This window comes from uncultured Salinicola sp., from assembly GCF_937921195.1.
Taxonomy (GTDB): domain Bacteria; phylum Pseudomonadota; class Gammaproteobacteria; order Pseudomonadales; family Halomonadaceae; genus Salinicola.
This window is the reverse complement of the sequence record NZ_CALFQK010000157.1, coordinates 1-3,973: the sequence shown is the minus strand read 5'-3', so window position 1 is coordinate 3,973 and position 3,973 is coordinate 1. Positions and strand designations below refer to the sequence as shown.

4 protein-coding genes are annotated in these 3,973 nt (G+C 62.0%); 1 reads left to right on the top strand and 3 read right to left on the bottom strand.

Annotated elements, in window-relative coordinates; translation table 11 throughout:
• Positions 1 to 38: 38 nt before the first annotated feature.
• From Q0602_RS17675 to Q0602_RS17665, 3 genes are all read right to left on the bottom strand, one after another.
• The gene (locus tag Q0602_RS17675; RefSeq protein ID WP_298846005.1) at positions 39 to 1,121 is read right to left on the bottom strand and encodes a TRAP transporter substrate-binding protein; all 1,083 of its coding nucleotides are present in this window, start codon (positions 1,119 to 1,121) and stop codon (positions 39 to 41) included.
• A 110-nt stretch (positions 1,122 to 1,231) separates the two neighbouring features.
• Complete coding sequence (locus Q0602_RS17670; protein ID WP_298846002.1) at positions 1,232 to 2,032, bottom strand: putative hydro-lyase; 801 nt, start codon at positions 2,030 to 2,032, stop codon at positions 1,232 to 1,234.
• A 96-nt stretch (positions 2,033 to 2,128) separates the two neighbouring features.
• Complete coding sequence (locus Q0602_RS17665; protein WP_298845999.1) at positions 2,129 to 3,043, bottom strand: LysR family transcriptional regulator; 915 nt, start codon at positions 3,041 to 3,043, stop codon at positions 2,129 to 2,131.
• A 349-nt stretch (positions 3,044 to 3,392) separates the two neighbouring features.
• On the opposite strand from Q0602_RS17665, the gene Q0602_RS17660 reads away from it, so the two are divergent.
• A partial coding sequence (locus tag Q0602_RS17660; protein WP_298845996.1) for a dihydroxy-acid dehydratase occupies positions 3,393 to 3,973 on the top strand: 581 nt, incomplete at its 3' end.

Sequence of the window (3,973 nt, the reverse complement as noted above, 5' to 3'; positions counted from 1 at the left end):
GGGCCGGCCCGAGAGGCCGGACCGCCGGAGAGCGGTTGTCAGGGTGCCTTGGCCTGAAGGTCGACGATCTTGCCGACGCTGCCATTCCACTGCTTGAGCGTGTCGGCATCGACACGACCTGCCCACGCGGGAAGTACGACGTCCTGAAGCGCCTCTCTGGCTCGCGCGATATCGGCCTGGGTCGGCTTGACCAGCGTCATGCTGGCCGGTTTGCCGGCAGCACACTCGCCTTGCCCCGTCAGGCAGGCAATACCGCGCTGGGTTTCGGTCTTGGCGTTCGTCCACACCGGAGCGGTGAAATGCTTGTCGACCTGATCCTGGATCAACTGCTGTTCATCCGCGTTGAGGCTGCGCCACTTGTCCTGATTGATGGCGGTAATCACATAGTCCCAACCACCGAGGGGCAACGGCAGCATATGGCTCGAAACGTCGTACCATCCGGCGCTGTAGCCCGACATCGAGCCGGTCACGGCGCAGTCGATCACACCCCGCTCGAGCGATCCCGGAACCTCGTTGAAGGCGATATTCAGACTCTGCGCGCCCAGCGCTTCGAGGAACTCGCCGGTGGAACGACCGCTGCCGCGTACCTTCTTGCCCGCCAGATCGGAAAGACCCGAGATCGGCGTGTTGCAGAACAGCACCTGGGCGGGGTAGGGGACGATCGCCAGTACGTGGCTGTTGAAGCGTTCGGTCATGGCTTTTTCGGCAATCGGACGGAACGCATCCGCCACGGCCCGGGCCTTGTTGGTGTCGGTCGTCATCATCGGCAGGTCGAGACCCTCGAGCTCCGGCGCGTCGCTGACGGTGTAGTCAGCGGATGCCATGCCGACATCGAACAGCCCGTCGCCCAGGTAGCGGAATACATCGCTACTGGCGACCCCCATCTGATCGAAGCTGGTGACCTGGGTGGTGATATCGCCACCGCTGGCCTGAGGCAACGTCTTGCTCCAGAACGGCTTTTCGAATTTCTGATGCAGCTCGAGACTATTCCAGCTACCGACGACATTGAGCGAGGTTTCCGCCACGGCGGGAGTGCACAGGACGGTAGCGGAAAGCGCGGTTGCGGCGAAGGCGGCAACCGGCTTGCGCCAGCTGGCGCGGGAGTTAGCGTTGGGGATCATGAGGTTCAGCCTCTTTTTAGCGTTGTCTTTAACGTTGTCGAAAAATCGGCACTGTCTTCGAACCTCCACCTGAGTATCGGCGGTGGCTGGGGTGTGCCGGCTGGCTCGGTCTATCCGTACTTCAACCGGGGGTTGGGAATATCGGTGATCAGCATGTGCCCCGGGCTATGCGTTATCACCAGCGGCAATCCAGCCGCTTCGATGGCCGCCTGGGGGGTGACGCCACAGGCCCAGAAAACCGGCAGCTCGTTGTCGTAGACGACCGGTGCGTCGCCGAAATCCGGATGGGCAAGATCGGCGATTCCCAGCGATGCCGGCAGGCCGATATGGACCGGCGCGCCATGAACTCGTGGCATGTCGGTAGTGATCTGGATAGCGCGGATGGCCTCGGCCGGTCTGAACGGACGCATCGACACGACCAGATTGCCGCCGAACGGACCGCCGGGTTCGAGAGGAACCTGAGTGCGGTACATCGGAACATTGCGATCGAGCTGGATATGGCGCACCTCGAGCCCGTCGGCGATCAAGGCGTCCTCGAACGAGAATGAACAGCCGATCGAGAAGGTGACGAAATCGTCTTGCCAAAGATCGGCGATATCCGTGGGCTCCCCGCTCGGGATTCCATCCCGATAGACACGATAACGCGGCACGTCATGGCGCAGATCGATATCGGCGCCCAGCGTGCGCGGATGCGGATCGCCGGGATCGGTGACATCGAGCAGCGGGCAGGCACGGGGATTGCGCTGACAGAAACGGAGGAAGTCTTCGGCGTAGCGGGCGGGGAGGATGACCAAATTGGCCTGGGCATAGCCCGGTGCAAGCCCGCTGGTATGGCGCTGCCAGTGACCGTGGCGAATGGCCAGGCGAGCATCGAGTGGTCTTGACAGGTCGGTCAAGGCTTCGGCGGTCATGTCGATGACTCGGTTGTGATTATGTCTTCGACAATAGAAAGTGGTCGCCGATAAGGCAAATCGATTTTTTTTATGATTTTAGATAGGTGGAATCTTTTATGTGCCGGGTTTGACGCCCGAAAGCGACTGCTGCTGGTCGAGTCGTGCGATCTCGATTGCCAGCTCCGTGACGCCTTCGGCCAGCGATTTATCCAGATGCTGAGGCCAGGAAGCGGTGAACTCGAGCTCGGGCAGTTCGATGGGCAATTCGATCAGCTTGCCCTCGGCCAGCTCCTCCTGGACCAGGCGTGGAGGGATGGCGCCCAGGCCCAGGCCATCCAGCGTCATTCTGACGATCGTCCACAGCGAACTCGAGCAGTGCAGCTTGAGGTGTTCGAGTTTGTGCTGATGAAGCAGCGAGCCGAGTTCGCGATAGGGCCGGCTGTCGCGGGCGAAGGTGATCAGCGGTAGGCCGCGCAAACGGTGCAGCGAGAAATCCGCGGGATCGAGGCCGAGGTGCGGACTCGCGATCAGGCCCATGGTGTAGTGGCAGAGGAAGCGGTTGAACACTTCCTGAACGTTGACAGGCCCCATCAGGAACGCCATGTCGACATCGCGGTTGTGCAACTTGGCGGCCAGACCTGGCGAGCTATCCACCTCCAGCTCCAACGTCATCTCCGGAAAGCGGCGCGATAGTTCGGCCAGAAAACGGGGAAGCCAACTATGAGCGATCGATTCGACGACCCCCAGGCGCAGCGTGCCCTGAAACGGTGTTGCCAGTTCCAGCATGGTCATGGCTTCCTCGCGAGCTTCCATCAGTCGCAGCGCATGACGGTGAAACTGGCGGCCCTTCGGCGTGGGCTTTATCGGGCGCTGGGTTCTCTCCAGCAAGGGTTCTCCGACGATCGCCTCGAGTCGCGCGATACGATCGGACACAGAAGGCTGGGTCAGGTGCAGATGGCGCGCCGCAAGACGGAACGATCCCAGTCGTACGATCCAGACGAAGGCTTCGATTTCCTTGAAGTCGAACATGGCGGGCTCGTTTGGGGTCCGGTGAAGGCGAAAATTCAACGCCCGCCAGTATTGCATGGATGGCCGCTCCCGAGAGACGCGCGATTTCCGCCATCGTCGGATGTCCGCGCGCGCTCGGTGCCGTTACAATGGGGCCACCCTTTCTGTATCGGGCGCGTCCGATTCGCTTCATGAGAGCCGCTTCACAAGAGCCATCGCGTCCGAGCATTGTCATGTGACCGTGACACCTCGATGCACGCCGACCGTCATCTCTCGCTGCATCACTTCAGCCGGCATGTGTCGCTCAACCTTTGCCCGACGAGGCAGCCGAACCGTCCTCGAGGCGAACAGACGAAAACAGGAGCGCTTGATGAGTCAGGATTACCCGGAAAATACCGACCCCCGTCGCCGCCACTCCGCCAACGTGGTCGACGGCCCCGGCAAGGCCGCCAGTCGCGCCATGTTGCGCGCCGTCGGTTTCACCGACGAGGACTTCAAGAAGCCCCAGGTGGGGATCGCCTCGACCTGGAGCCGGGTGACGCCGTGCAACAGTCATATCAACGTGCTGGCGGAAGCGGCCAGTGACGGCGCCGACGCCGCCGGCGGCAAGGGCGTGATCTTCAACACCATCACCATCTCCGATGGCATCGCCAACGGCACCGAGGGCATGAAGTACTCGATGGCCTCGCGGGAGATCATCGCCGACTCCATCGAAGCCGTCTCCGGCTGCGAAGGCTTCGACGGGGTGGTCGCCATCGGCGGTTGCGACAAGAACATGCCCGGCTGCATGATCGGGCTGGCGCGCCTCGATCGTCCCAGCATCTTCGTCTATGGCGGCACCATTCAGCCCGGCGCCGGGCACACCGATATCGTCTCGGTGTTCGAGGCGATGGGGGCCTACTCCCAGGGCAACAAGTCACTGATCGAGGTCAAGCAGATCGAGGAGACCGC